Source organism: Haloplanus sp. GCM10025708 (genome assembly GCF_042663985.1).
Lineage (GTDB): Archaea > Halobacteriota > Halobacteria > Halobacteriales > Haloferacaceae > Salinirarus > Salinirarus marinus.
This window is the reverse complement of sequence record NZ_JBHSZA010000011.1, coordinates 2,327,160-2,353,956: the sequence shown is the minus strand read 5'-3', so window position 1 is coordinate 2,353,956 and position 26,797 is coordinate 2,327,160. Positions and strand designations below refer to the sequence as shown.

General features: G+C 68.8%; 21 protein-coding genes and 9 pseudogenes. 14 read left to right on the top strand and 16 right to left on the bottom strand.

What is annotated here, in order from left to right; all coding sequences use genetic code 11:
* Positions 1–9: 9 nt before the first annotated feature.
* From ACFQJD_RS16360 to ACFQJD_RS16340, 5 genes and pseudogenes are all read left to right on the top strand, one after another.
* Positions 10–660 (top strand): annotated as a pseudogene (locus ACFQJD_RS16360) (DUF5828 family protein); the annotation flags it as partial.
* Positions 661–723: 63 nt separating this feature from the next.
* Positions 724–963: a hypothetical protein gene (locus ACFQJD_RS16355; RefSeq protein ID WP_379800573.1), complete on the top strand. Its 240-nt coding sequence runs from the start codon at positions 724–726 to the stop codon at positions 961–963.
* Between the two features lie 49 nt (positions 964–1,012).
* Positions 1,013–1,384, top strand: a complete 372-nt coding sequence (locus ACFQJD_RS16350) for a helix-turn-helix domain-containing protein (protein ID WP_379799672.1) — start codon at positions 1,013–1,015, stop codon at positions 1,382–1,384.
* Between the two features lie 45 nt (positions 1,385–1,429).
* Positions 1,430–2,689 (top strand): threonine synthase, encoded by a 1,260-nt coding sequence (gene thrC / locus ACFQJD_RS16345; RefSeq protein ID WP_379799670.1) that lies wholly within the window; start codon positions 1,430–1,432, stop codon positions 2,687–2,689.
* A 70-nt stretch (positions 2,690–2,759) separates the two neighbouring features.
* Positions 2,760–3,050 (top strand): hypothetical protein, encoded by a 291-nt coding sequence (locus tag ACFQJD_RS16340; RefSeq protein WP_379799668.1) that lies wholly within the window; start codon positions 2,760–2,762, stop codon positions 3,048–3,050.
* A gap of 1 nt (position 3,051) precedes the next feature.
* Here ACFQJD_RS16340 and serA read toward each other — a convergent pair whose 3' ends face one another.
* On the bottom strand, positions 3,052–4,635 hold the full coding sequence (serA, locus tag ACFQJD_RS16335) for a phosphoglycerate dehydrogenase (RefSeq protein ID WP_379799666.1): 1,584 nt from the start codon (positions 4,633–4,635) through the stop codon (positions 3,052–3,054).
* A 99-nt stretch (positions 4,636–4,734) separates the two neighbouring features.
* Here serA and serB point away from each other — a divergent pair, with 99 nt between their 5' ends.
* Positions 4,735–5,379: a phosphoserine phosphatase SerB gene (gene serB / locus ACFQJD_RS16330; RefSeq protein WP_379799664.1), complete on the top strand. Its 645-nt coding sequence runs from the start codon at positions 4,735–4,737 to the stop codon at positions 5,377–5,379.
* Positions 5,380–5,503: 124 nt separating this feature from the next.
* Here serB and ACFQJD_RS16325 read toward each other — a convergent pair whose 3' ends face one another.
* Entirely contained in the window at positions 5,504–6,793 is a 1,290-nt protein-coding gene (locus tag ACFQJD_RS16325) for an O-acetylhomoserine aminocarboxypropyltransferase/cysteine synthase family protein (RefSeq protein ID WP_379799662.1), read from the bottom strand.
* Positions 6,794–6,898: 105 nt separating this feature from the next.
* On the opposite strand from ACFQJD_RS16325, the gene ACFQJD_RS16320 reads away from it, so the two are divergent.
* A complete protein-coding gene (locus tag ACFQJD_RS16320) occupies positions 6,899–7,069 on the top strand; it encodes a hypothetical protein (protein WP_379799660.1) in 171 nt (56 codons plus the stop codon).
* Here ACFQJD_RS16320 and metX read toward each other — a convergent pair.
* A pseudogene (gene metX / locus ACFQJD_RS16315) lies at positions 7,066–8,269 on the bottom strand (homoserine O-acetyltransferase MetX). The gene ACFQJD_RS16320 and the pseudogene metX overlap by 4 nt on opposite strands.
* A pseudogene (locus ACFQJD_RS16310) lies at positions 8,266–9,529 on the bottom strand (O-acetylhomoserine aminocarboxypropyltransferase/cysteine synthase family protein). The pseudogenes metX and ACFQJD_RS16310 overlap by 4 nt, the downstream one beginning before the upstream one ends.
* Before the next feature lie 278 nt (positions 9,530–9,807).
* Between ACFQJD_RS16310 and ACFQJD_RS16305 the strand changes: the two are divergent.
* Positions 9,808–10,919, top strand: a pseudogene (locus ACFQJD_RS16305) (pyridoxal-phosphate-dependent aminotransferase family protein).
* Positions 10,920–10,926: 7 nt separating this feature from the next.
* Here ACFQJD_RS16305 and ACFQJD_RS16300 read toward each other — a convergent pair.
* From ACFQJD_RS16300 to ACFQJD_RS16290, 3 genes and pseudogenes are all read right to left on the bottom strand, one after another.
* Complete coding sequence (locus ACFQJD_RS16300; RefSeq protein WP_379799658.1) at positions 10,927–11,052, bottom strand: hypothetical protein; 126 nt, start codon at positions 11,050–11,052, stop codon at positions 10,927–10,929.
* On the bottom strand, positions 11,052–11,750 hold the full coding sequence (locus ACFQJD_RS16295) for an ABC transporter permease (protein WP_379799656.1): 699 nt from the start codon (positions 11,748–11,750) through the stop codon (positions 11,052–11,054). The genes ACFQJD_RS16300 and ACFQJD_RS16295 overlap by 1 nt, the downstream gene beginning before the upstream one ends.
* Positions 11,747–12,665: pseudogene (locus tag ACFQJD_RS16290) on the bottom strand (ATP-binding cassette domain-containing protein). The gene ACFQJD_RS16295 and the pseudogene ACFQJD_RS16290 overlap by 4 nt, the downstream one beginning before the upstream one ends.
* A 204-nt stretch (positions 12,666–12,869) precedes the next feature.
* Here ACFQJD_RS16290 and ACFQJD_RS16285 point away from each other — a divergent pair.
* The gene (locus tag ACFQJD_RS16285; protein WP_379799654.1) at positions 12,870–13,448 is read left to right on the top strand and encodes a hypothetical protein; all 579 of its coding nucleotides are present in this window, start codon (positions 12,870–12,872) and stop codon (positions 13,446–13,448) included.
* A 96-nt stretch (positions 13,449–13,544) separates the two neighbouring features.
* On the opposite strand, the gene ACFQJD_RS16280 is transcribed toward ACFQJD_RS16285, so the two are convergent.
* A complete protein-coding gene (locus ACFQJD_RS16280; RefSeq protein WP_379799652.1) occupies positions 13,545–13,808 on the bottom strand; it encodes a hypothetical protein in 264 nt (87 codons plus the stop codon).
* Positions 13,809–13,922: 114 nt separating this feature from the next.
* Between ACFQJD_RS16280 and ACFQJD_RS16275 the strand changes: the two are divergent.
* A pseudogene (locus ACFQJD_RS16275) lies at positions 13,923–15,654 on the top strand (excinuclease ABC subunit C).
* Positions 15,655–15,660: 6 nt separating this feature from the next.
* On the opposite strand, the gene mdh reads toward ACFQJD_RS16275, so the two are convergent.
* Positions 15,661–16,575, bottom strand: coding sequence for a malate dehydrogenase (gene mdh, locus ACFQJD_RS16270; protein WP_379799650.1), 915 nt, complete (start codon positions 16,573–16,575; stop codon positions 15,661–15,663).
* Positions 16,576–16,728: 153 nt separating this feature from the next.
* On the opposite strand from mdh, the gene ACFQJD_RS16265 reads away from it, so the two are divergent.
* Together ACFQJD_RS16265 and ACFQJD_RS16260 are read left to right on the top strand one after the other, a co-directional pair.
* Complete coding sequence (locus ACFQJD_RS16265) at positions 16,729–17,334, top strand: Sjogren's syndrome/scleroderma autoantigen 1 family protein (RefSeq protein WP_379799648.1); 606 nt, start codon at positions 16,729–16,731, stop codon at positions 17,332–17,334.
* Positions 17,335–17,358: 24 nt separating this feature from the next.
* Positions 17,359–17,688, top strand: a pseudogene (locus ACFQJD_RS16260) (universal stress protein); the annotation flags it as partial.
* A gap of 61 nt (positions 17,689–17,749) precedes the next feature.
* Here the strand turns inward: ACFQJD_RS16260 and ACFQJD_RS16255 are convergent.
* Both ACFQJD_RS16255 and ACFQJD_RS16250 read right to left on the bottom strand, forming a co-directional pair.
* Positions 17,750–20,197, bottom strand: a pseudogene (locus ACFQJD_RS16255) (DEAD/DEAH box helicase); the annotation flags it as partial.
* Positions 20,198–20,318: 121 nt separating this feature from the next.
* Complete coding sequence (locus ACFQJD_RS16250) at positions 20,319–20,558, bottom strand: ferredoxin (RefSeq protein ID WP_379799646.1); 240 nt, start codon at positions 20,556–20,558, stop codon at positions 20,319–20,321.
* Positions 20,559–20,646: 88 nt separating this feature from the next.
* On the opposite strand from ACFQJD_RS16250, the pseudogene ACFQJD_RS16245 reads away from it, so the two are divergent.
* Positions 20,647–22,891 (top strand): annotated as a pseudogene (locus tag ACFQJD_RS16245) (ATP-dependent DNA helicase).
* On the top strand, positions 22,888–23,382 hold the full coding sequence (gene cgi121 / locus ACFQJD_RS16240) for a KEOPS complex subunit Cgi121 (protein ID WP_379799644.1): 495 nt from the start codon (positions 22,888–22,890) through the stop codon (positions 23,380–23,382). Before ACFQJD_RS16245 ends, cgi121 begins: the two are co-directional and overlap by 4 nt.
* Before the next feature lie 15 nt (positions 23,383–23,397).
* On the opposite strand, the gene ACFQJD_RS16235 is transcribed toward cgi121, so the two are convergent.
* From ACFQJD_RS16235 to ACFQJD_RS16215, 5 genes are all read right to left on the bottom strand, one after another.
* Complete coding sequence (locus ACFQJD_RS16235; protein WP_379799642.1) at positions 23,398–23,559, bottom strand: hypothetical protein; 162 nt, start codon at positions 23,557–23,559, stop codon at positions 23,398–23,400.
* Between the two features lie 40 nt (positions 23,560–23,599).
* Positions 23,600–24,730: an MFS transporter gene (locus tag ACFQJD_RS16230; RefSeq protein WP_379799640.1), complete on the bottom strand. Its 1,131-nt coding sequence runs from the start codon at positions 24,728–24,730 to the stop codon at positions 23,600–23,602.
* Positions 24,727–24,981, bottom strand: a complete 255-nt coding sequence (locus tag ACFQJD_RS16225; protein WP_379799638.1) for a hypothetical protein — start codon at positions 24,979–24,981, stop codon at positions 24,727–24,729. The genes ACFQJD_RS16230 and ACFQJD_RS16225 overlap by 4 nt, the downstream gene beginning before the upstream one ends.
* Positions 24,982–25,046: 65 nt before the next feature.
* Positions 25,047–26,072: a sensor histidine kinase gene (locus tag ACFQJD_RS16220; protein ID WP_379800571.1), complete on the bottom strand. Its 1,026-nt coding sequence runs from the start codon at positions 26,070–26,072 to the stop codon at positions 25,047–25,049.
* A 138-nt stretch (positions 26,073–26,210) separates the two neighbouring features.
* Entirely contained in the window at positions 26,211–26,555 is a 345-nt protein-coding gene (locus ACFQJD_RS16215; RefSeq protein ID WP_379799636.1) for a hypothetical protein, read from the bottom strand.
* Positions 26,556–26,797: the final 242 nt, after the last annotated feature.

Below are 26,797 nucleotides of genomic sequence, written 5' to 3'. Positions count from 1 at the left end.
AAACAACAGATGGAAGAGAGCGTATCCGGGTTCAAAATCCGGGGATCGTGGGGTGACGTCGTCGAACACGGCGAGCGCGTCACCCGCGCGCTCCGCGACGCCGGCGTCGACGGCGAGGCCTTCGAGGAGTGGGACGAGTGGCGGCCCAAATCCCACGAACGCCTCGGCGAGGACGTCAGCGAGAAGACGGCCAAACAGGCGAGCGTCGGCGAGGGCGAAGGCGAGAAAGCCGGGAAGGAACCGGACGAGGACCTTCGCACGGCCGGCGAGAAACTGAGCGAGTCCTACGAGAAAGTGGAGGCGGGCGACAGCACCGGCGCGGTCGAACACTGGCAGGACTCGATCAACTACGTCGCCCGCGCGGCGGACTCGGCGGGCCGACGGGCGCTCCGCGCGCTCGAGGGGACCGTCTACGAGAAGGTGATGACACAGCTCGCGCCGTACTACTTCGACAACGAACTGGTGAGCGCGAACGTCCAGAAGACGGCCCGCGGCGGCGACGAGGAGGAGTTCATCTTCGAGGTGAACGTCAACGACGACGAACTCAAATCGGAGGTGAGCGCCCGCCTCGCCGAATACGCGGACAGGGTCGACCGCTGGCACGTCGACACGGAAAAGCAGACCGAGAGCGTCGAAGCCGCGGAGGGCGTCGAGGCCCCCGGAAAGAAGACGAGTCGAAATCGACGACAACGTGAAGGGGACGCCGACCCTCAGGCACGGAAGATGACCGACCCGTTGCGCGTGGCGGCCGGCGAACTCACGGTCGACGAGATTCTGGACGCGCTGAACGACGGCCGGCGCGTGGTCGTCCGCACGGAGATGCTCGGCGGCGAACACGAGGTGACCCTCCGCCACGACGGCACCACCTACTACTGCGATACGCCGACGACGCTCCACAAACACGACGAGGAGTCGGCGATGCGGACCTGTATCGAACGCATGGGCTACGCGAAAACGGCGTGACGGTCGCCGCAAAAGCGGGATTTAACCCCGTTCGAGGGAATGCCGTCGTATGTCCGACGCACCCGACGTCGAGGGACTGGTGAGCGTGGAGGATCCGAGCTTCCAGCACGTCCTCTCCTGTGTGTTCGGCATCCAGAACCACGAGAGTCGGACGTATCTCGTCTTGCTCGACAACCCGGGCAGCACCGTCGCGGAACTCGCAGACCGGCTGGACCGCGACCGGAGCAACGTCAACCGCTCGTTGACGACGCTGCTGGAGAAGGGCCTCGCCGAACGGGAGCGCCGACTGCTCGACCCGGGAGGATACGTCTACCAGTACACGGCGACGCCGCTGCCCGAGGCCAAAGAACGGATGCACGAGACGCTCGACGAGTGGGTCGAACGAGTCCACGAACGCATCGACGAGTTCGGAGACGAATAGGGGAGACCGGCCGCCTTTTTACCCGTGGGCCCGATGTTCGGGCCAATGAGTCTGGAGTTGACGGCCCCCGCGCCGGAGGAGCCAGCCGTCGCCGACGACGGGGTCTGGCTGGAGTGCATCGAGTGTGGCGAGACGTTCGCCCCCTTCTCGGAGATCCGCTACACCTGCGACGACTGCGACGGGTTGCTGGAGGTGCGGTACGACGACCTGCCGACGTTCGACGACTTCTCCGGGTCGGGCGTCTGGCGCTACGACGCCGCCCTCCCTTTCGAGGAAGGCGTCACGCTCCCCGAGGGAAACACCCCGCTCCACCGCGTCCCGCGACTCGAAGACGAGGTGGGCGTCGACGCCCTCCGAATCAAACACGAGGGGATGAATCCGACGGGGAGTTTCAAAGACCGGGGGATGACCGTCGGCGTCCGCGTGGCACAGGAACTCGGCGTCGACCGCCTCGCCTGCGCCTCGACGGGCAACACCAGCGCCGCCCTCGCCGCCTACGGCGCTCGCGCGGGGATGGAGACGCTCGTCCTCCTGCCGGCGGGGAAAGTGGCGGCCGGCAAAATCGCGCAGGCGTCGCTCCACGGCGCGCGCATCCTCGAAGTCGACGGCAACTTCGACGCCTGTCTCGACATCGTCCAGAACCTCGCCGGTCGGGGCGAAGTCTATCTGCTCAATTCGCTCAACCCCTTCCGTCTGGAGGGCCAGAAGACCATCGGCCTCGAAATCCTGGAGGCGTTCCACGCCGACTACGGGGCCTATCCGGACCGCATCGTCCTCCCCGTCGGCAACGCGGGCAACACCGCGGCGCTGTACAAGTGCTTTCGCGAACTCGTCCAGAGCGGCGCGCTGGACCCCGCGGACGTGCCGAAACTCACGGGCGTCCAGGCGGAGGGGGCGGCCCCGTTCGTCGAGGCGATCGAGAGCGACGCCGACGAGGTGCGCCGCTGGGAGGACGTCGAAACCATCGCCACGGCCATCCGCATCGGCAACCCCGTCAACGCGCCGAAGGCGCTCCCGGGCGTCCGCGAGACGGGCGGGACGGCCGTCAGCGTCACCGACGAGGCGATCACGGACGCCCAGCGCACGCTGGCGGGCGAGGGCGTCGGCGTCGAACCGGCCTCCGCGGCCTCCGTCGCGGGGCTTCGAAAACTCCGCGACCGGGGCGTCGTCGGCGATGACGAGCAGGTGGTCTGCCTGACGACCGGGCACCTGTTGAAAGACCCCGACGCGGCCTACGAGGCGGGGCGGGAACCCGAACCCGTCCCCGACGACACCGACGCGGTGTTGGCCCACCTCGCGGAGTGACGGCCCGGGTAATCCGGCGTCTGACGCGAGTCTGACTGGGCTTTTGCGTCCGTGGGACATGCTCTCACACATGGCCCCGAGCGGCCTCCCGACCGGAACCGTCAGCAGCGACCGCGAGCGCGTAGAGACGTTCCCGAAAGACGACGCCAGCGTCGACGACCTCGAACACGAGAACGCCGTCCTGCGGGCCGCCCTCGAGAAGGAACGCCAGGAGCGACAGGAACTCATCGACCACTACGAACGGCTGCTCGAACAGGAACGGACCGGGGCGACGGAGTCGACTCCGGCCGACGAACGGCCGGACGAACGAGCCGACGACGCGGGGCTCCTGTCCCGCCTCACCGACGCCCTCGGTCGGTGAGTCACTCCCCGTTGAGGGTGATCTGTCGGACCGAGATGATGCGGTCGTCCGCGAGCAGCGTCTCAAGGACATCCTCGGGCACTTCCTCGTCGAGGTTGTACACCGTCAGCGCCTCGCCGCCGATGGTCTCGCGGGCGTTGAACATCCCCGCGATGTTGACGTCGTTGTCGCCGAGGACGGTGCCGATGAAGCCGATGACGCCCGGCTTGTCGTAGTTGCGGGCGACGAGCATCTTCCCGCCGGGGATGGCGTCGACACGGTAGCCGTCGATGCGGACGATGCGGGGGTCGTCGCCCGCGAAGAGCGTCCCGCAGACGGTCAGTTCCTCGCCGCCGCCGCGGACGGTCACCGAGACGAGGCTCTGGAAGTCCTCGGCCTGTATCGTCTTGGACTCGGTGACCTCGATGCCGCGGTCCTCCGCGATCTGGGGGGCGTTGACGGCGTTCACCTGCCACTCCAGCGGCTCGAAGACGCCTTTCAGCGCGCTCGCGGTGACCAGGTCGACGTCCTCGTCGGCGATGTCGCCCTCGTAGCTGACTTCGACGCCCGAGATGCGGCCGTCGAACACCTGCGCGGCCACCTTGCCGGCCGTCTCCGCGATCTCGATGTACGGGCGGATGCGCGGGAAGGCGCTCTCGTCGACGGAGGGCGCGTTCAGCGCGTTCACCACGGGTTCGTCCGCGAAGGCGGCGATGATCTGGTCGGCGATGCTCGTCGCGACGTTCTCCTGTGCCGCCTCGGTGGACGCGCCGAGGTGAGGCGTGACGACGACGTCCTCGACGGCCAGCAGGGGGTTGTCGGGCGAGACGGGTTCCTCCGCGAAGACGTCGATGGCCGCGCCGTCCAGGGTGCCGTCCTCGACGGCGGCGGCGAGGGCGTCCTCGTCGACGACGCCGCCCCGGGCGCAGTTGACGAGGTAGCCGCCGCCCATCAGTTCGAGTTCGTCGGTCGAGACGAGGTCCTCCGTCTCCGGCGTCAGCGGCGTGTGGACGGTGAGGAAGTCGGCCCGGTCGAGACACGTCTCGAACTCGACGAGTTGGGCACCGAGTCGCTCGGCGCGATCCTCGCCGATGTAGGGGTCGTAGGCGACGAGGTCCATCCCGAGGGCGTCGAGTCGCTTGGCGACTTCCTGCCCGACGCGCCCGAGGCCGACGATGCCCAGCGTCTTGCCGTTGAGTTCCGTCCCGAGGTAGTCGCCTTTCGCCCACTCGCCGCCCTTCAGACGGGCGTGGGCCTGCGGGATAGAGCGCGCAGCGGCGAACGCCATCGCGACGGTGTGTTCGGCGGCGGCGCGGACGTTCCCCTCCGGCGCGTTGGCGACGATGACGCCGTGGTCGGTGGCGGCGTCGATGTCGATGTTGTCGACGCCGATGCCGGCGCGGCCGACCATGACCAGGTCGGGTGCCGCCTCGAACACCTCGCGGGTCACCTCGGTGCCGGAGCGGACCACCAGCGCGTTGGCGTCCGCGACGGCTTCGAGCAGTGCGTCGCCCTCGACGTCGTAGGCGAGTTCGACCTCGTGACCCGACTCCACGAGCCGGTCGACACCGGCGTCGTCGATGGGGTCAGTGATGAGGACTTTCATGTTCGTATCGACCTGTGGGGCGTGGTTAAGGGTTTCCAAACCGCCCACGTCCGCGAGCGATTCAGTAGGTTTCAAACGGTCAGGCGGCGAGGGAGAGATATGAGACTCGTCGCGTTCGACTTCGACGGCACGCTTTCGGATTCGGAGATGACGGTGTTGCTGGGCGAACAGATGGGCGTCGCAGATCGGATGGCCGACATCACCGAACGGGCCATGAACGACGAACTCAGCTACGCCGAGAGTCTGCGCGAGCGGGCGTCGCTCCTCGACGGCCTCGAACGGGAGCGAGCGGAAGCGGCGTTCGGGCAGGTGCGCCTGCGCGAGGGGGCGGCCGAACTCGTCGACCGCCTCAACGAACACGGCCACCACACCGCCATCCTCACCGGCGGGTTCGAACGCGGCGTCGAACGCGCCCTCGAACGCGAGGGCGTCCAGGTCGACACCATCGTCGCCAACCGCCTGCCGATGAAGGGCGGCCGCCTCACCGGCGGCGTCGAGGGGCCCCTCGTCGAGGGGACGAAAGACGAAGCGCTGGAATCGCTGGCGGCGGATCTCGACGTCCCGATGGACCGGACGCTCGCCGTCGGCGACGGCGCGAACGACCTGCCGATGCTCGAAGTCGCCGGCCTCTCCATCGGCTTCCTCCCGAAAGACGCCGTCAGGCCCGCCTGTGACGTCGTCGTCTCCTCGATGTACCGCCTCGGTCGCGTCCTCGAAGAGCGACGCATCCTCGACGCCGAGTGAGTGGCCGGGGGCGCGGCGTCCCGCTCGAACCTCCTTCGTTTCGTGTCGAGATCCGACTGAACGACGGCGCACGCCCGCGACGTCGGGCGGAACGGGAAGGCGAGAGTCGACGTGTCGCCGGCGCTTACGTCGCCGCGTCGATGGCCTGGTCCAGGTCGGCGACGATGTCGTCGACGTCCTCGAGGCCGACCGAGAGACGCACCATGTCGGGCGTGACGCCGGCGGCGGCCTGTTCCTCGTCGGTGAGCTGCTGGTGGGTGGTCGAGGCGGGGTGGATGACCAGCGTCTTGGCGTCGCCGACGTTGGCGAGCAGGGAGGCGAGTTCGACGTTGTTGACGGTGCCCTTGGCCGCCTCGTAGCCGGCTTCGAGGCCGAACGTGATCATGCCGCCGTAGCCGCCCTCGAGGTATTTCGAGGCTTCCTCGTGGGTCTCGTGGGATTCGAGGCCGGGGTAGTTGACCCACGACACCTCGGGGTGGTCGTCGAGGTGTTCGGCGACGGCCATGGCGTTCTCGCAGTGGCGCTCCATCCGCATCGGGAACGACTCCAGTTTCTGGAGGGTGACCCAGGCGTCGAACGGCGACTGGGACCCGCCGAGGTCGCGCAGGCCGCGGGCGATGGCGGCGTAGGTGAACGCGGCGGGGCCGAACCGCTCGGAGAAGTTGACGCCGTGGTAGGCGGGGTTCGACTGCGCGATCTCGGGGTAGTCCTCGGCGTACTCGTCCCAGGGGAACTCCCCGCCGTCGACGACGACGCCGCCGATGGTCGACCCCGAGCCGTGGAGCCACTTGGTCGTGGAGTTCCAGACGAGGTCCGCGCCGTGTTCGAGGGGGCGACAGAGGTACGGCGTCGCGAAGGTGTTGTCCACGAGGAGGGGGACGCCGTTGTCGTGTGCGATGTCGGCGATGCGTTCGATGTCGGGCGTCACGAGCGCCGGATTGCCGATGGTTTCGAGGTGGACGTAGGCGGTGTCGTCGTCGATGGCCGCCTCGTAGGCGTCGTAATCGAGCGTGTCGACGAAGCGCGTCTCGATGCCCCGGCGCTCGACCGTGTGGGTCAGATACGTGTAGGTCCCGCCGTAGAGCGCGGAGGCGGAGACGATGTTGTCGCCGGCCTCCGCGAGGAGGAACGTCGTCAGATCGAACGACGCCATCCCGGAGGCGGTGCAGGCCGCTCCGACGCCGCCCTCGAGCGCCGCGAGGCGTTCCTGGAGCGTCCCGACGGTGGGGTTCATCAGGCGCGAGTAGATGTGGCCCTCTTTCTCCAGGGCGAACTGCTTGGCCGCGTCCTCGGCGTCGTCGAACACGTAGGACGTGGTCTGGTAGATCGGCGGCGCGCGCGCACCGGTCGACGGGTCGGGCTCCTGTCCAGCGTGAAGGCTTCGGGTGTAAAACCCGGGTTCGTCTTCGGACATGCCTGGGGGTTCTCCCCGAGGAGCCTAAAGGCGACGGACGTCAGCAGGTCCTGCCGGTGTCTACGACCCGGTGTTTCTATGAGGACGCCGCCCCTACGCGGTCGTATGCGTCTCCCGCCGTCGGCCGTCCTCCCGCAGTTTCTCGTCGTCGCCAGCCTGGTCCTCGGCGTTCGCCTCCTGCTGACCGACGACTCGCTGACCGCGGCTGCGACGGTAGCCGCGGGCGCGGGCGTCGGGTGGCTGCTCGTCGCGTTCGCGGCGGCGACGCTCCTCTAACCGGAGAACAGCGAGTTGTGGACGGGCGCGAAGTCGCCCTCGTCCGTTTCCTCGCTCGCGGTGTCGTGGACGGCGCGCCCGCGGACGCCCTCCGAGAGGAAGTCCCGGAGCGGCGGGCCGACCTTCTCGGGTTCGACGAGGAATGCGTCGTGGCCGTGGTCGGAGTCGACGACGTGGTGAGCGACGGGGGCGTTGGCCTCGCGGAACGCCGACGCGAGCGACTCGGACTGCTCGACGGTGAAATGCCAGTCGCCGGTGAACGACATGACGAGCGCCTCGCCCTCGAACGCGCCGAGGGCGTCGGCGTCGGACTCGTAGCCCTCGCTCAGGTCGTAGTCGTCCATGGCGCGGGTGAGATAGAGATAGGAGTTGGCGTCGAACCGCTCGACGAACTTCTCGGCCTGGTAGTCGAGGTAGGACTCGACGTCGCGGTAGGGGAAGAAGTTGGCCGCGCGGTCCGCGGGGAACGAGCGGGCGGCGTCGCGACCGGCGGCGCGTCGGCCGAATCGATCCTCCATCGAATCCTTCGAGAGATACATCACGTGGCCGATCTGCCGGGCGAGAGCGAGGCCGTCTTTCGGATGCTCGTCGCCGTAGTAGTCGCCGCCCTGCCAGCCGCAGTCCGTGGTGATGGCGCGGCGGGCGATGGCGTCGAGGGCGAGACACTGCGGGTCGAGGCGGGCGGCGGCGGCGATGGGGGCGATTCGGAGGACGTCGTCGGGGTAGCGCACCGCCCAGCCGAGGACGTTCATGCCGCCGACGCTGCCGCCGACGACGGCGTGCAAGCGACCGACGCCGAGGGCGTCGAGCAGTCGCCGCTGGGCGCGGGTCCAGTCGCCGACGGTGACGGGGGAAGTCGGTCCCCCACGGTTCGTCCCCGTCGGGACGTTCCGCCGGCGGGCCGGACGACCCGTAACACGAACCGGGGACGTTCGCGCAGACGACGTAGTACTCGGTGGTGTCGACGGCCTTCCCCGGGCCGACGATGTCGCCCCACCAGGCGCGGGCCTGTCCGGAGGTGCCGGGTGCGCCCTGGCTGGCGACGTTCTGACTGCCCGTCAGCGCGTGACAGACGAGGACGGCGTTGTCGCCGTCGAAGTCGCCGTAGGCCTCGTAAGCTATCTGCAGGTCGTCGATGGACTCGCCACACTCGAACTCGAACTCGCCGAGGTGGCGCGTCCCGCGGTCCACGGACGTCATGTGAGTCCCCGTTCGAGGTCGGCGATGATGTCGGTTGCGTCTTCGAGGCCGACCGAGAGGCGGACCATGTCCGGCGAGACGCCCGCCGCGCGCTGTTCGTCCGCGGTCAACTGCGAGTGTGTGGTCGAGGCGGGGTGGATGATCAGCGTCTTGGCGTCGCCGATGTTGGCGAGGAAACTGGCGAGTTCGACCGTCTCGCACAGCCGTTTGGCGGCGTCGTACCCTCGGCGAGGCCGAACGTGACCATGCCGCCGTAACCGTCGAGATACTCGCAGCGTTGTCGTGAGTCGGGTGGTCCGCGAACCCGGGGTAGGTCACCCAGTCGACGGCGGGGTGGTCGCGGAGATGTTCCGCGACGATCCGGGCGTTCTCGCAGTGGCGATCCATCCGGAGCGGCAGCGTCTCCAGGCCCTGCAGGGTGACCCACGCGTCGAACGGCGACTGGGCGCTGCCGAGACTGCGAAGCGAGCGGTACCGGGCCGCGGCCGCGAACGCCCGATCGCCGAAGCGGTCGGAGAAGTCCACGTCGTAGGCGGGGTTCTCGCCCGCGAGTTCGTCGTAGTCGGCGTCGGGGTGGTCCCACGGGAACGTCCCGCCGTCGACGAGGACGCCGCCGACAGTCGTCCCGGAGCCGTGAATCCACTTCGTCGTCGACTCCCAGACGACGTCCGCGCCGTGTTCGACGGGGCGACACAGGTAGGGCGACGCGAAGGTGTTGTCGACGAGGAGAGGGACGGCGTGTTCGTGGGCGATGTCGGCGAGTCGCTGGAAGTCGGGCGTCACGAGCGACGGGTTCGCCAGCGTCTCGACGTGGACGAAGGCGGTGTCGTCGTCGACGGCCTCGGCGTAGGCGTCGTAGTCGAGCGTGTCGACCGTTCGGAAGTCGAGGCCGCGACGAGCGCCCATCTTCGAGAAGTAGGTGCTGGTGCCGCCGTACATGTCGGCGGACGCGACGACGTTCTCGCCGGCTTTCGCGAGGACGCTCGTCGCGGCGTCGAGGGAGGCGAGTCCGGAGGCCGTCGCCACGGCACCGGACCCTCCCGAGAGCGACGCGAGGCGGTCTTCCAGCATCCGAACCGTCGGGTTGGAAAAGCGGGAGTAGATGTTGTCCTCGACGTCGAGGGAGAACCGTTCGGCGGCGTCCTCGGCGTCCTCGAACACGTAGGACGTGGTCTGGTAGATCGGCGGCGCGCGCGCACCCGTCGCCGGGTCGGGAGACTGTCCGGCGTGGAGACTGCGGGTGTGAAAGCCGTCGGTCATGTATACTACGCATATTTCTCTAGAAACTTATAACCGTCAGTTACGGCAAACCCTGCGGGTGATCGGCGGAAAAACGCGGTGTCGATGAGGGGCGCGACGACACCGCAGGAGGCGTAGGCGACACAGCGAGATGAGAGCGTCCCGGTTGGGTACGCCGCGCTCACACCCGTCCGGAGCGGAGTCCCCGGCGGCACCCGCGTGCCGGTCGCCGGTCGCGGCGCAGTATCAAAAGGACCATGCCGTCTCGCAGTCCGCTAGTCCGTACGCAGGTGGTTCGAGTGACCAAGAAACGCGAATACACGGGCGATTATCCCGACAAGACGCTGTACATTCCGGGGCCGACCGAAGTGCGCGAGGACGTCGTCGAGGCGATGTGCGAACCGATGTTCGGTCACCGCATGGACCGGATGACGGACCTCTACACGACCGTCGTCGAGGACACGAAGGAGTTTCTCGGCACCGACAACGACCTCATAATCCTCACCGGGTCGGGGACCGAGTTCATGGAGAGTTCCATCCTCAACCTCGTCGACGAGAACGTCCTCGTGACGACCTGCGGGAGCTTCAGCGAGCGACAGGCCAACGTCGCCGAACGCCTCGGCAAGGACGTCGACACGCTCGAATACGAGTGGGGGCGAGCGGTCAAACCCGAGGACGTGCGCGCCCGCCTCGAGGGAGCGACACGGAGTACGACGCCGTCACCTGCGTGATGAACGAGAGTTCGACCGGCGTCCGCAACCCGATCGAGGAGATCGGCGACGTCGTCGTCGACTACCCGGACACTTACTTCGTCGTCGACGCCGTCTCCGCCCTCGGCGGCGACTACGTCGACATCGACGCCCACGGCATCGACGTCATCTTCACGTCGGTCCAGAAGGCGTTCGCCATGCCGCCCGGCCTCGCCGTCTGCGTCGTCAGCGACGACGCCTACGAGCGCGAAGTCGAGAAAGACTCCGCGTCGTGGTACGGCGGCTTCCAGCGCTCGCTCGACTACTACGACCGGAAGGGCCAGACCCACTCGACGCCGGCGATCCCCGTCATGCTGGCCTACCGCACGCAGATGAAACATATGCTGGAAGAGGGCCACGAGGCGCGCGATCAGCGCCACCGCGAGATGGCCGAGTACACCCGCGAGTGGGCCCGCGACCACTTCGGGGTGTTCCCCGAGGCGGGCTACGAGTCTCAGACGGTGAGCTGCATCGAGAACACCCGCGGCATCGACGTCGCCGGGACGATCGACAGGGTTTCAGAGGAATACGACATGGTGTTCTCGAACGGCTACGGGTCGGCGCTCGGCGGGAAGACGTTCCGCATCGGCCACATGGGCGAACACGACGTCGAGAGCATCCGGGCGCTGACCGACGCCATCGAAGACGTCGCCGGCCTGTAGACCGCCGCTACAGGTCTCGCGTCCGGAACCGCAGGAGACCGAGCAGGGGCGGCGTGAGGATCCAGACGACGAGCATCAGCGCGGCCGAGACCTGGAAGTTCGCGTTGCCGCCGCTGAACAGCGAACCCTGCATCAGCCCGCTCGCGACGATTTTGAACGACCCCGAGGGGTTGACGAGGCGGAGCATCCGCAACACCTCGGTGCCGGCGAGGGGAGCCACCCGGGACCTCCGCCCATGCCGAGGTAGAACCGGAGAGGGAACTGCACCGCGCCCCAGAGCGGAACGAACAGGAAGTAGACGGCGATGGCACCGGCGATGGCGAGGCGTTGCGAGGCCGCCGCCGCCGAGAAGCCGACGGCGATGCTGACGAACGCGACGGCGAGGACGGCCGTCAGAGCGGTGTATCCGAGGTACGCGGGCGCGTCGAAGGTGACCGCCGGGATGGCGGCGAAGACGGCGGCCGGCAGGAGAAAGCCCACGAAGATGGGGACGGAGATGGCCCCGGCGCGGCCGACGACCTTCCCGAACACCACGTCGGCGCGGGAGTGGGGCAGCGACAGCAGGAGTTTCAGCGAGCCGGACTCGCGCTCCCCGACGACGGCGTTGTAGGCGACGACGAGGGCGATGAGCGGGACGAGCGTCGTCACGAGAGCGTCGCGGATGAGCAGCGAGTTGAGCACGTCGTTCGAGGAGATGGTCTGTCCCGGCGCGGGGCGCACGAGATAGGCCGCGCCGGCGACGAGCAACACGAACAGGCCCGAGAGCGCGAGCAGCCACCGCGAGCGGATGGCGTCCTCGAAGTCCTTGCGGGCGACGGCGTCCCAGCTCATGCCGACACCTCCTCGGTGTAGGAGAGAAAGAGGTCCTCCAGCGACGTCTCCTCGGTCTGGAAGTCGCTGACGGTGACGCCGGCGTCTTCGAGCGCGCCGATGACGGCCGTCTTGGCGTCGGCGTCACACGAGACGGTGACGGTGTCGCCGTCGGCCGTCGCGGCGGCGACGCCCGAGAGCGACCGGACGGCGTCGAGGGCGTCGTCGCCGACGCCCCCTCGACGGTGACGACGAGCGTCTCCTCGCTGCCGACGGCGTCGCGCAGGCCCTCGATGCTGTCCTCGGCGACGAGTTCGCCGTCGCGCAGGATGCCGACGCGGTCACAGACCGCCTCGACCTGCCCGAGGACGTGACTGGAGAAGAAGACGGTCGCCCCCGCTCCGCTTCCGCGCGGACGATGTCTCGCATCTCCTTGGCCCCGCCGGGGTCGAGACCCGACGAGGGTTCGTCGAGGACGAGCAGGTCGGGGTCGCCCACGAGCGCCATCCCGAGGGCGAGGCGCTGGCGCATCCCCTTGGAGTAGCCGCCGGCGCGCCGGTCGGCGTCGCCTTCGAGGCCGACCCGTTCGAGGACGGCGTCGGGGTCCGTCTCCTCGAAGACGCCTTTCGATCGCATGGCGAACTCGACGTGTTTGCGCCCGGAGAGGCGGTGGTAGACGTCGTACCCCTCCGGGAGCACGCCCGTTCGATCGCGGACGGCGACGCTCTCGTCCTGGGCGTCCATCCCGAGGACGCGAACCGACCCGTGGGTCGGGCGGACGAAGTCGAGGAGCATGTTGATCGTCGTAGATTTCCCCGCGCCGTTCGGTCCGAGGAAGCCGAACACAGCGCCTTCGGGGACCGTGAGGTCGAGGTTCCGGACGGCGGTCACGTCGCCGAACCGCTTTGTCACCCCGTCGAGGTCGATTGCGGCCATAGGGGTTCGTTGTACCAGTCCCGGTTAAAGGGTTTAGGTGTCGGAACGACGGTCGTGTGCAGCGGCGTGCGAGACGCGGGGCTCACGATCGACAACGGCGCTCGTTTATTTTTCTCAGCGATCCCTGAATCAGCTGCTCGTCGTGTGTAAAATACGTGTTTGAGGAATCGTCACTCACTTTCACGACGCAGACCAGCACTGGATATGCACCGACGTGACGTCCTCGAAGCCGGGGCGGGCGTACTCGGGTTCGTCGGCCTGAGCGGTTGCACGGGCGGCCAATCGGCGGGGTCGAACGGCGGAACCGAGCCCGGATCGACGCCGACGGAAACAGCGGATTCGGCGACCTCAACCGCAGAGACGACGGCGACGCCGACCGAAACGCCCGTACCGTTCCCAGAGACGTGCGAGCCACTGCCCGACGTCGATGGGTTGCCCACGCCACCGTCGGAGCTGACGGAAGACGCTGCCGGGGCGTTCGTGGAGGAGTTCGAGAGCGTGTACGCCGTCGCGACCAACGACGAGTACGGGGGCGTCGAGTCGCTCCGGGTTCACTCCGTCGAGACGGTGGGCGAGCGATACGTCGTCCGTCTCACGTTCGACGCGGTTCCGGCGACGCCGACCGCCGATGCGGACGGGACGACGCCGACGCCGCTCCCCACCGATGCGTACACGCACCGGGCGGTGTATCGGCTGACCGAAGAGCGGATGTTCCGTGAGTTGCGCAGCCACATCGACGACAGCCTCCTCTCCCGAACGTGCTGGAAACTGGAGAGTGGGTAGGCGTACGCTCTGACGGGCCCGGGCGGGACGCAGTTCGGTCGGCGGCGATTCCGGCATCCTCCCGCAGAGCCCGAACGGCGTCGTCGCCGGACGGCGTCACACCGCGTCGTCGGGGTCGTGTTGCTCGGCCATCCGGGTCGCCTCTTTCGCGTAGCGGTTCTGCAGGTCGGGGTCGTCGATCGAGTCCAGCGTGTCGGCGTCGACGTCGATGGCGGCGGTCACGGCCGCCCCGCGCTGCTGGAGGGCGGCCGGGGCGCGGGCACGACGGCGGACGCGTTCGCCGTCGGGAGTGGCGTAGACGAGTTCGATGAGGCCCTTGTCGTTGTAGTCGCGTTCGACCAACCACAGTCGCTCGGTCATAGAGGCAGTGCGGGCGCGGGAGCGTTTCATCCTGTCGGCTGTGGGTCGGGAGTCCGCGTCGAGTGGCGGGCGAACGCGTCAACCTCAAGCCCGCCGGGTCGCTAGGCGGAGGCGATGGACGCGAACGAGGTGCGCGACCACGCCGCCGACCTGCCGCGAGAGCCCGGCGTCTACCAGTTCCACCGGGGCGACGCCGTCCTCTACGTCGGGAAAGCAGTCGACCTCCGGAGTCGAGTGCGGTCGTACGCCGATCCGCGGAGCGACCGCATCCGGCGCATGGTCGACCGCGCCGAGCGGGTCGAGTTCGCCGTCACGGAGACGGAGACGCAGGCGCTGTTGCTGGAGGCGAACCTCATCAAGCGCCACCAGCCCCGGTACAACGTCCGCCTGAAAGACGACAAGTCCTACCCGCTCGTGCAGTTGACCGACCACGCCGCCCCCCGCATCGAGGTGACGCGCGACCCGGCGGAGGGGGCCACCGTCTTCGGGCCGTTCACGGACAAGAGCCGCGTCGACACGGTCGTCAAGGCCATCCGCGAGACGTACGGCCTGCGCGGCTGTTCGGAGCACAAGTACCGCAACCGGGAGCGCCCCTGCCTCGATTACGAGATGGGCCTCTGTAGCGCGCCCTGCACGGGCGAAATCGACGCGGAAGCCTACCGCGAGGACGTCGACGCCGCCGTCCGCTTCTTCGAGGGGAGACGGGGGCGCTCGCGGACCCGCTTCGCCGCGAGATGGAGGCGGCCGCCGAGTCGGAGTCGTTCGAACGCGCCGCGAACCTCCGGGACCGGCTCGACGCCGTCCGGTCGTTCCACGGCGAGGGGGCGAAGCCGTCGCCGCCCGGACCGACGAACGGGCGGTGGACGTCCTCGGCGCGGCCGTCGAGGGCGACGACGCGACGGTGGCCCGGTTGCACAGCGAACGCGGACAGCTCGTCGATCGGTCGCGACACCGACTCGACGCGCCCGCGGGCGAGGACCGGGTGTCGGCCCTGCTCTCCGCGTTCGTCCCGCAGTACTACGCCGAACGCGAACTGCCGGACGCGCTCCTCCTCTCCGAACGCCCGGACGACCCGGACGTTCGCGCGTGGCTCGAAGCCGAGGGCGTCGCCGTCCGCGTCCCCGGGGCGGGCCGAGAGGCGAAACTGGTCGAACTCGCGCTGAAAAACGCCCGGCGCGGGAGCGGCCGCGACGACGAACTCGGCGCACTCGCGGACGCGCTGGGCCTCGACGGCGTCGAGCGCATCGAGGGCTTCGACGTGAGCCACGCGCAGGGGACGGCGGTGGTCGGAAGCGACGTCTGTTTCGTCGACGGGAGCGCGGACAAGTCGGCCTACCGGCGGAAGAAACTCCCCGATCGGAACGACGACTACGCGAACATGCGCGCGCTCGTGGAGTGGCGCGCGGCACGCGCGATCGAGGGGCGCGACGACAGGCCGGATCCGGACCTGCTGCTGATCGACGGCGGCGAGGGCCAACTGGCGGCGGCGCGGGACGCCCTCGACGAGGCTGGGTGGGACGTTCCCGCGGTCGCGCTGGCGAAAGAGCGCGAACTCGTGTTGACGGGCGAGCGGAGCCACGACTGGCCGTCGGACGCGCCGCAGCTGCACGTCCTCCAGCGGGTTCGCGACGAGGCCCACCGCTTCGCCGTCCAGTACCACCAGACGCTCCGCGACGACGTGTCGACGGCGCTCGACGACGTGCCCGGCGTCGGGCCGGAGACGCGAAAGCGACTCCTCCGGCGGTTCGGGAGCGTCGAGAACGTCCGGGACGCCTCCGTCGACGACCTGCGGGACGTCCCCGGGGTCGGGCCGGAGACGGCCGAAACGCTGAAACGGCGGTTGTGAGGGCGGCTAGGCGATTTCGTCGTACTGCTCGGAGAGCTTCTCCGCCGCCTCGTCCATCAGGTCGGCCTCGTAGTCGGTGAGGTCCCACTCGACGACGTCCTCGACGCCGTCGGAGCCGAGTTTGACGGGGACGCCGAAGGCGGTGTTCTCGTAGCCGAACTCGCCGTCGAGGACGAGACTGCCGGGGAGGACTTCACCCGTGTCGCGGATGACGGCCTCGACCATGTGGGCGACGCCCGTCGCCGGACCCCACTCGGTCGCGCCCTTGCGTTCGATGACGTCCATGGCGCTCTCCTGGAGGTTGCCGAGGATCTCCTCTTTCTCGTCGTCGGTGAACTCGGGGTCCGCGCCGTCGACGCGGACCTTCGAGAAGACCGGCACCTGCGCGTCGCCGTGTTCGCCGAGGATGGTCGCTTCCACGTTCCGGACGGGTACGTCGAAGCGTTCGGAGAGGACGTATCGGAAGCGCGCGGAGTCGAGGCGGCCGCCGAAGCCGATGACTTGCTGCCGGTCGCGGTCGCCCGCCTCGTAGAGGTGGCGGTTCAACAGGTCCACGGGGTTGGAGGTCGTGATGGAGACGAAGTCGTCGTTGTACTCGGCCAGCGAGGAGCCGATGTCCTCCATGATGGGCGCGTTGTCGCCCGCGAGGTCGATGCGCGTCTGGCCGGGTTTGCGCGGGATGCCGGCCGTGATGACGACGACGTCCGATCCCTCGGTCGCCTCGTAGCCGCCCTGTCGGACGACCGTGTTCGAGTCGTAGGCGACGCCGTGGTTCACGTCCGCGGCCTGCCCGACCGTCTCGTCTTCCATGTCGGGGATGTCGACGAAGACGAGTTCGTCCGCGATATCGCGGAGTGCTATGTTATACCCTGCCGCAGCGCCGACCGTACCGGCGGCACCGATGACACTGACTTTCGTCATATCACGTATCTGTGGCCCTGGATTCCGATTAAACGCTTCGGAACACGCCGGAGCCGGCCGGATTCGACGAAAGAGGCGTTCGACAGTCGTCGATCACCGGGCCGCGGAAGCCGTCCCGTGGGGTTTTTCGCCCCGAACGGCGTGCGTGTACGTATGAGCGGCTTCGACAAGGAGGCCGAGCGCGAGCGACTCCGAGAGAAATACGAGAAAGACCAGGAGAAGCGCGAAGCCACCCAGCGGATGAGCGAACTGCTGTTACAGGGCGCGACGATGACCAACCGCCACTGCGACCAGTGTGGCGATCCGATCTTCCGCTACGAGGGCCAGGAGTTCTGTCCCACCTGCCAGACGACGACGGGAGGCGAAGGCGAGGAGTCCGCCGCGGAGGCGACCCAGACCGCGCAAGCCCCCGAGACGCAAGCGAACGGCCAGGCGGTCGAGGCGGAGACACCGACCGGAGGAGAGCGCCCCGAGCCGACCGCGACGGAGAGTGCCCACGCCGGCGGCGAACCCGCCACCGAGTCCGAACCGGAACGGCCCCGTCGGGGCGAACCGACCCCCGAGCCGACGCGACCGCCGACGCCGCAACGGGCGTCCAGCGAGGGCGAGGCGTCGGTCGAACGCGCCCGCGCGTCGCTCGTCCGGACGCTCACGCGCTTCGCGGAGGCGGCCGAGACGGCCGACGACCCGCGCCGGGCGAAGGAACTGCTCGGGGCCGCGCGCGAGGCGGCCGAGACGCTCGACGCCGTCGATCGATAAAAGCGAAGAGGGAAGGCCGCACGTATGGACGTTCTCGTTCCCGTCGACGGCACCGAGTCGAGCCACAGGGCGCTGTCGTTCGCCATCGACTTCGCCGACCGGTTCGACGCGTCGCTCCACGTCGTCCACGTCAGCGACGCCGAGACGGACGCGACGGATCAGATACTCGACGCGGCCCGCGACCGTCTCGGCGACGCGGGCGTCGACGACACGCCCGAACTGATACTCGACGAGCGGATCGGCGTGCGGACGGCCGCCCACGTCGGCGAGCGGATCGTCGACCTCGTCGAGGAACGCGGCTACGACCACGTCGTGATGGGCCACAGCGAGGGCGGAGACGTCGGGCGCGCCATCGTCGGGAGCGCGGCCGAGAAGGTGGTTCGAAGCGAGTCCGCGCCCGTGACGATCGTCCCCAGTAGTCGCTGCCGACGACGTCGCGGATGCGCTCGGCAGTCACCTCGCCGACGCCGGACGCCTCCAGCAGATCTTCCTCCGAGGCGGTCATCACCGCCTCGACGCTCCCGAACCGTTCGAGCAGCGCGCGGGCGGTGACGGGACCGACGTCGGCGATAGACGAGACGACGTACTCCTGCTGTTCGGCCAGCGTCTTCGCGCTCTTCTCGCCGTGGACGCTGACCGATCGGTCCCGGGTCGTCTGTTCGCGCCCGGCGACGACGGCCAGCAGGTCCGTCGTGTCGCCCTCGTCTTCCGTCCGAAGGACGCTCACGCCGAAATCGACGGTGAGAGACGCCATCGCACCGCGTATCGCGTCCGGGTGGACGTTCCGCTCGCCGTAGAGGTCCGTCCCCTCCACGACGACGACCGGCCGGGCGTAATGCCGCGAGAGGTCGCCCACCTGATCGAACAGGGAGCGATCGCCCCCGGTGAGCGTGTCCAGGAAGTCCGAGACGGTCTTTCGCTCGACGGCGACGCGGTCCGAGAGGACGTAATCGCCCACCGACAGCGTCTCCAGACGCGTCTCGACGCCGTCGCGTTTCGACAGGTCGCGGGCGATGGTCGAGTCGAGTTCGCGCTGGTCGACGACGATTTCGAGCGCGTCGAGTTCGCCTTCGGCGGTGGCGACGACGGCGTCGTCGCCGGGGTCGGCGGCCGCTCCGTCACGCTCGGCCGCGGCCGTGCCGTCGGCGTCCGCCGAATCGTCCGCGTCCGGCGTTCCGAAGTCGGTCAGCCCGGGTTGGGCCGGCCCGGCTCCGTCGGAGGCGGCCCGCGGCGACCCGTCGGCGTCGTTCGGGGTGTCGTCACCGTCGCTCGCTCCGTCGTACGCGCCGAGTTGCTGCTGGTCGTCGTCGAGTTCGGACGCCATCTCGTCGGCGACGCCTTTCAGCGCCCGGAGTTCGTCCTCCATCTCCTGTTCGCGGCGGCGAGAGATCCAGAAGTAGGCCTCGTCGCGGGTGTCCTCGGCCATGAGGACGACGACCCTCCCTTCGTCCTGCCTGCCGGTCCGCCCCTTGCGCTGGATGGAGCGGATGGCCGTCGGCACGGGTTCGTAGAAGAGGACGAGATCGACTTCGGGGACGTCCAACCCCTCCTCGGCGACGGAGGTGGAGACGAGGACTTCGAACTCGCCCGCGCGGAAGTCGTCGAGGACCTCCTGCTGTTGCTTCTGGGTCATGCCGTCGGAGCCTTCCCTATCTCCCTGCCCGACGAACCGCCGGACGTCGAAACTCTCCGAGAGGAAGTCGGTCAGCGCCTCGGCGGTGTCCCGCGACTCCGTGAAGACGATGACGCGACTCCCCCTGGATGCCGAGCGTCTGTGCGAGGAGGATGCGCGTCCGCGAGAACTTCGGGTGGAGGGCGTCGAAGCTTTCGGCCTTGCGCATCGCCTCCCTGACCTTGGGTTCGGAGACGAGACGCTGACTCGCCTTCGACGCGCCCGAGGAACGGGCGGCGTTGCGCTGGCGTTCGAAATATCGTCGCAGGGATTCGACGCTCTGGGTCTCGGCGTAGGTGACGGCCGTCCGGAGTTTACGCACCTCCGCGAGGACTGACATCGCGGTGTATCCCTCCGACTGGTCGTTGTCCATCAGGTCCCGGATCTGGCCCTGCATCCGGTTGATCTCCTTCTCGGACATGTCGGGGGACGTCTTCGAGGTGACGCCGATCTCCTTCAGTTTCTCCAGGCGGTCGGAGATGACGTCGTTGAGGGCGTCGCGGATGTCGAGGATCTCGTCGGGGAGCTGGATCTCCTCCCACTCGACGTCGGTGTCGTGGGTGTAGTCGTCGACGTCGGCGTCCTCCTCGGTCATCACCTCCACCTCCTCGATGCCGAGGTTCTCACAGACGTTCAGGATGGCCTCCTCGTCGCCGCCGGGGGAGGCGCTCATGCCCGTGACGAGGGGATCGGCGGCGTCGGCGTGATAGCGTTCGGCGATGTAGACGTAGGCGTAGTCGCCGGTGGCGCGGTGGCATTCGTCGAAGGTGAGGTGGGTCACCTCGCGCAGGGAGACCCGACTCCCGATGAGGTCGTTTTCCACGACCTGTGGCGTCGCGATGACGATGCGGGCGTCGTCCCAGAGGTCGGCACGGTCGTCGGGGCGGACGTCGCCGGTGAAGACGACGATTTCGTCGTCCGGAATCGTGAGGGCGTCGCGGTAGAAGTCGGCGTGTTGCTGGACCAGCGGTTTCGTCGGCGCGAGAAAGAGCGCCTTGCCCCCGTCTCGTGGAGGCGGTCGGCGGTCACGAGGAGGCTCACCGTCGTCTTGCCGAGACCCGTCGGGAGACAGACCAGCGTGTGCGCCTCTCGCGCCGTGTCCGCGAGACGGGTCTGATACAGTCGACGCTCGATGAACTCCTCGGTCAACAGCGGATGTTCGACGTACGCGACGTCCTCGGAGGCCGCCATTGGCCGGAGTTGGTCGCCATCGCGGTTAAGGCTTGGCGAAGCGAGGTGGAAGTAGTCCCGACGGGCGCTGGCGACGGCGGTCGGCGATCGGCCGCCACACGAGCGGTCACGAAGCGCCGACTCAGACGATCTGCTCGCCGTCATCGTAGACGCGGATGGCGTCGACGGGACACGACCGCGCGGCGAACTCGGCGTCCATCTCCTCGCCTTCGGGGACTTCGAGGACGAACAGGTCCGCTTCGCTCTCCTTCGCTCCGGCGAGGTCGGCTTTCCCCGCGTCCGGGTCCTTCTCGAACTTGGCCCACTCCTCGACGCACTGGAACATCCCGATACAGGTGTCGCGGTCGAACTCGACTCGCATGGTCGTGGTTGGGGCGTGTGACACATATCCTTGTGGGCGACGGGCCCGACCCGACAGTTTAAACGCCGGGACCCGCCAAGACCCTGCAATGACCCCCGCGGACATCCCGGGTTTGCCGCCCGGCGTTCCCGAGTTCCTCCGCGAGGAGGGGATCGAGGAACTCTACCCGCCACAGGCCGAAGCGGTCGAGAGCGGCGTCGCCGACGGCGAGAGCGTCGTCGCCAGCGTCCCCACGGCCAGCGGCAAGACCCTCGTCGCCGAACTCGCCATGCTGTCGAGCGTCCAGCGTGACGGGAAGGCGCTCTACATCGTCCCCCTGCGCGCCCTCGCCAGCGAGAAGAAGGCCGAGTTCGAGCGCTGGGAAGCGTTCGGCGTCGACGTCGGCGTCTCCACCGGCAACTACGACTCCGACGGCGAGTGGCTGTCGTCCTGTGACATCGTCGTCGCGACGAGCGAGAAGGTGGACTCACTGGTGCGAAACGGCGCTCCGTGGGTCGACGAGTTGACCTGCGTCGTCGCCGACGAAGTCCACCTCGTCGACGACAGACACCGCGGCCCGACGCTGGAGGTGACGCTGGCGAAACTCCGGCGCGTCAACCCCGGCCTGCAGGTGGTGGCGCTGTCGGCGACGGTGGGCAACGCCGGCGAGATCGCCGACTGGCTCGACGCCGCCCTCGTCGACTCCGACTGGCGGCCCATCTCCTCCGGATGGGCGTCCACTACGGCGACGCCATCTCGTTCGACGACGGGAGCCAACGGGAGGTACCGGTCGGCCGGAACGAGCGCCAGACGCCGGCGCTCGTCGCCGACACGCTGGACGAGGGCGGATCGACGCTCGTCTTCGTCAACTCCCGGCGCAACGCCGAGGCCGCGGCTACCCGCCTCGGCGACGTGACGGCCGACTATCTCACGCCCGACGAGCGCTCGGAGCTATCGGACCTCGCCGAGGAGATACGCGACGTCTCCGACACCGAGACGAGCGACGACCTCGCGGCGGCGGTGGCGAAGGGCGCGGCCTTCCACCACGCCGGCCTCGCCGCGAAACACCGGAGTCTCGTCGAGGACGCCTTCCGCGAGAGGTTGTTGAAAGTCATCTGCGCGACGCCGACGCTGGCGGCGGGCGTCAATACGCCGAGTCGGCGGGTCATCGTCCGCGACTGGCGGCGGTACGACGGCGAGTTCGGCGGCATGAAACCGCTGGACGCCCTCGAGATTCACCAGATGTGCGGTCGCGCCGGGCGGCCCGGCCTCGATCCGTACGGCGAGGCGGTCCTGTTGGCCAGCGACCACGAGACCCGCGAGGAACTGTTCGACCGGTACGTCTGGGCGGATCCGGAACCCGTGCAGTCGAAACTGGCGGCCGAACCCGCCCTGCGGACACACCTGCTGGCGACCGTCGCCTCGGGGTTCGCCCGGTCGCGCGAGGGACTGCTGGAGTTCCTCGACCAGACGCTCTACGCGACCCAGACCGACGACCGGAGCCACCTCGAATCGGTGACCGACACCGTGCTGGACTACCTCGAAGCCAACGACTTCGTCGAACGCGACGGCGACGGCATCGAGGCCACGGGCCTCGGCCACACCGTCTCCCGCCTCTATCTCGACCCGATGAGCGCCGCCGAGATCGTCGACGGCCTCCGCGACGCCGACGACCCGTCGCCGCTCGGCCTCTACCACCTGGTCGCCCGGACGCCCGACATGTACGAACTCTATCTCAAGTCGGGCGACCGGGAGACGTACACCGAACTCTGTTACGAACGCGAGAGCGAACTGCTCGGCCCGACCCCTCGGAGTTCGAGGACGTCCGCTTCGAGGACTGGCTGGCGTCGCTGAAGACGGCGAAACTGCTGGAGGACTGGGCGAGCGAAATCGACGAGGACCGCATCACCGAACGCTACGGCGTCGGTCCGGGCGACGTGCGCGGGAAAGTCGACACCGCGGAGTGGTTGCTGTCGGCGGCCGAGCGACTCGCGGGCGAACTCGACCTCGGGTCGGTCGTAAGCGTCAGGGAGGCGAAAAAGCGCGTCGAGTACGGCGTTCGCGAGGAACTCATCGACCTCGCGGGCGTCCGCGGCGTCGGGCGAAAGCGCGCCCGTCGCCTCTTCGAGGCGGGCATCGAGACGCGGGCGGATCTCCGGGAGGCGGACAAATCGACCGTGCTCGCGGCGCTGCGCGGCCGACGGAAGACGGCCGAAAACGTCCTCGAAAACGCGGGGCGACAGGACCCCTCGATGGACGACGTCGAAGCGGACGCCGAGGCGACGCCCGATCCGACGTTCGCGCCCGCCAGCGAGGCGTCGAGCGACCAGGCCAGCCTGGGTGATTTCGAGTGAGACTGGTCGAGGGCGTCGCCGAGATAGACGACCTGGACGCGTTCCTCTCGCGACTCGACGAGGTGGCCGAGTCGTTCGGCGTCACGATCCAGGCGTTCGACGCCCGCTACCTCGTCGGCCGGGAACATCTCGAACGCGCGGTCGAACTCGCGGACCGCGCCATCGCCCGCGACGAGAACGTCGCCCGCGACCGAGGGGTGGAGATTCTCCTCTACGCCGCCGGCCGCCGGCAGATCGACGACGCGCTCGGACTCGGCGTCGGCGAGGGGCGCGTGCCGACGGTGATTCTCGTCGCCGGCGGCGAGGAGGCCGACGAAAACGCCGCCGCCGACGCGCTCGACGTCGTCGACCCAGCACCGACGCTCGGCGAGTACGATCCGGCCCGCGTCCGGGACTTCTTCGACGTGAGCGACGCCGAGATAGCGGCGACGGACGGCGACCTCCCGGCGATCGTCCGCGAGCGGGTCGCCCTCCTCGACGTGGAGAAGTGACCGGGCGTCGCGGCGTCAGCCCTCGCCGGCGAGAAACTCCCGAAGCTCCGACCCGCACTCCCGACAGAGAATGACGTGGAGTTCGCCCTCCGCGTCGAGGACGTCGACGGCGGAGTAGACGTGCCCCGGATCGACGTCGTCGCCACACCGAACGCAGGGGTGGGTCCGGACGACCATATCGGACGTTCCACGGTCCGGGAGATAACTCTGGCCCCGATCACTCGCCGGTCGAGGGCTCCCGGTCGCTCGTCGGTGCGGCGGGGGCCGCCCCCGACGGCGGGACGGAGATACCCGCCGACAGGAGGACGAGGATGCTCCCGAAAACGAGGAGGCCGGCGGCGACGAACGCCAGCCGATAGCCGAACGTGTGGGCGAGCAAGCCGCCGGTGATGCCGCCGATACCGCCCCCGAGTCCCGACAGCGCCGCGTAGAGGCCGAGCGCCTCGCCGCGGACGTCGGCCGGTGCGATGCGCGAGACGAGGCCGGCGGCGGTGACGGCGACGACGGCCCACGTCAGGCCGACGAGGGCGAAGACGACGCCGATGCCGACGGCGCGGAGCGCGGGCGACGCGAGGAGGCCGACGAGGCCGACGAGGGGGAACAGAACGACCCGGGTGCTCAGCGCGCCGAGTTGCAGGCGCTGCGGGCTGATTCGAGCCGTGATCCGACCGACGGGGACGAAGGCGACGGCGCTCGCCAGACTGGAGACGATGAAGAACGCGAAGATGGTCGCGGAGGGGTAGTCGAGCGACGTGAGATACGCCGGCGCGGGGCCGAAGAAGACGGAGAACGCGACGCTGAAGACGAACGCGGTCAGGAGGTACCGGCGGAGCGCGGGCGGATAGCGGGTGCGGAAGCGACGCATCCCGAGAGACCGTATCGAGAAGATGGCCCGCGACGGCGCGTACGGCACGAGTTTCACGTACCGGCCGCTCCCGAGGATCGTGCGAGCGAGGACTCGCGTCGACCGGGCGACGCGGGCCGGGGACGTCGTCGCCTCGGGTGGGAGCCAGTAGAACGCCAGCGGCACCGCCGCCAGCGAGGCGACGGCACAGAGGAGAAAGAAGGTGCGCTGGGCGAAGAGCGCGCCGTATCGGATCGAGACGGCACCGATCCACACCGACCCGACGACCAGACCGCCGACCCAGCCGTAGCGCTGGTAGGCGTTCAGCAGACCGATGCGCGTCTCCCACTCCCGTTCGGGGACGCGCTCGATCATGAACAGCGTGACGACGGGCGTCGCGGCGGCGACGACGAACCAGAGCACGCCGTTCGCCACCAACACCGACCCGAGGTCGGAGAGAAACGGAAACGCGGCGAGGACGAGTCCCGTACCGACGAGCGTCACCATGACGAACGTGCGGCGCTGGCCGGTCCGGTCGGCGAGTCGCCCCCAGATGAGCGCCCCGGGACGCCCGCGAGTCCCGCCGTCGCTTCGAGCGCGCTCGCGACGAACGGATCGGCACCCAGTTCGATGGCGTAGAGCGGGACGAGGAGCGACGCGGCACCGATGGCGGCGTAGCCGAGCGCCCACGCGTAGAGCCACCGATCGGAGCGGTGCTCGCTCGCCGCCGCGACGGCCGACCCTGGATCGAACACGGTCGAAACAGCGCAGGCCGAGGATATATCTTCTGGGCCCGACCGGTGTCAGCCGTCGACGAGGGTCACGCCCTGACCTCGAAGCGCGCACCGCCGTCCGCGGACTCCGTGAGGTCGACGGTCCAGCCGTGTCGCTCGGCGACCGCGGACACGATAGTCAGCCCGAGACCCGTGCTGCCGCCCTCGCTTCGCGTGGTAAAGCCCGACTCGAACACCGACTCCCGGACGTCCTCGGGGACGCCCGGGCCGTCGTCCTCGACGAAAAAGCCGGGGGCGTCGTCGAGCGGACCGACCCGAACGGTGACGTCGACCTCGTACTCGACGGTGTCGGCCGGAGCCGCCGCGTTCTGACCGCGCGTCGCACCGCGTTCGTCGGGGGCGTCCCGACTGCTCGTCGAACCGTGTTCGACGGCGTTCCGGAAGAGGTTCTCGAAGAGGTTGCCGAGGAGACTCCGGTCGGCCTCGAACGCGACCGATCCGGTGACCTCGAGGGCCGCGCCGCGCGTCTCGACGTGCTCCCACGCGCGTTCGGCGGCGTCGCGGAGCGTCACGACTTCGAGCGCTTCGGGTTCGGATTCCCGCGCGAGGATCAGCGCGTCCGAGATGATGTCGTTCATCCGGGTAAGCGCGGTGCGGATGTGCTCCATCTCCGCCCCGTCGACCCGGTTGGAGAGCGCATCGAGGTAGCCCTGCGCGACGGTCAGCGGGTTGCGGAGGTCGTGCGAGAGGACGCTCGCGACGGTCCGTAACCGCTCGTTCCGGCGCTCGACCGCGAGTTCGCTCTCCTTGCGGTCGGTCACGTCGAGATGGCTCACCTGTACGTAGCGCTCCCCGCCGACCGCGTAGGTGGCCGCGTACATCAGGAACCAGCGCCGCTGCGTCGGCGAATGGCAGGGGTACTCGAACGAGAACGACTCCTCGTCGCCGGCGAGGAGGTCCCGGAGGCCCGCGGCGATTTCGCGGGCGTCCTCGTCGCCGGCGTCGGCAGCGGCGTCGCACACGTCGAGGTAGTTCTCGCCCAGCGTGCTCGGGTCGCCGACGAGGTCGTTCTCGCGGGCGAACTCCCGCCACTGGAGGTTCGTGTAGACGATGGTCCCTGAGGCGTCGAGGACCGCGAACTCGAACGGGAGCGTCTCTACTGCTCCTCCAGAACGCCGTCGACAGACTGCATATGTACACGTGACGGCGGATGCATTTATATTGGCTGGGCGCGGTCGACGCGCGACCTCTCACTCGGCGTTCACGATCGTCGTCTCGTCCGCCGTCGCGTGGTGGACGGCGACGGCGTGTCGCGTGTGTCGGGCGTGCGTCTCGGCCCACCGGTGGACGGCCTCCTCGGAGAGGCGCTCGACGCCGTCCGGACAGTGTTCGCAGGTGGCGCGCCACGTCTCGACGTCGTCGGGGAAATGCCCCGTGTGACGTTTGTGGTCGAGCGCGAACTGCGTCACCGCCTGGTTGCCGACGAGCAACTCGTCGAGTTCGTAGCCGAGCGACCACTCGCGGCCGCAGCGGCGACAGGAGACGGTCGGCGCGTCGTCTACGCCGTCCGGCGGGGACTCGTCGTGTTCGGACACAGTCCCAGTTGTGGTCTGAGCCATTTCAACGTGGGCGTTCGAGCACGCGAATCAGTTTCGATAATTAGCCCGGAGCATCTTTAAGTGATCCTGCGAATGGACTCCGTGTACGTGTCTCACGGGACGACCATCGCAGTGATGGCGCTCGTGGCCGCGACGGTGGCGATGCCCTCGCCGGGTCGGGAATCGCCGTCGCGGACGCGAGTGGACCGACCATCACGCTCCGGGCAGACGGGTCGACG